Source organism: Mesorhizobium sp. WSM4828, assembly GCF_055811175.1.
In genome coordinates this window covers 1-251 of record NZ_JBVVQK010000134.1, presented here as the reverse complement: position 1 = coordinate 251, position 251 = coordinate 1, and the positions used below count along the sequence as shown (strand labels likewise).

Genomic DNA, 251 nt, shown 5'->3' with positions numbered 1-251 from the left:
GGAAGGAAGCCCTTGGCCGGATCCTCGGCATAGAGCCGCGCCTCGATCGCATGGCCGTGGATGGCGAGGTCGGTTTGCGCCATCGGCAAGGGCTCGCCCGCCGCCACACGAAGCTGCCACTCGACCAGATCGACGCCGGTGATCGCCTCGGTGACGGGATGCTCGACCTGGAGGCGGGTGTTCATCTCCATGAACCAGACCCGGTCGGCGCGCAGCCCTTCGGAGGCGTCGGCGATGAACTCGATCGTGCC

The 251-nt window shown here is 67.7% G+C and carries 1 protein-coding gene; it reads right to left on the bottom strand.

Annotated features, from left to right (window positions below; all coding sequences use genetic code 11):
- Positions 1 to 251, bottom strand: a 251-nt coding sequence (locus AC0L2X_RS32640; protein ID WP_473601242.1) for an ATP-binding protein, incomplete at both ends; no start/stop codon positions are given.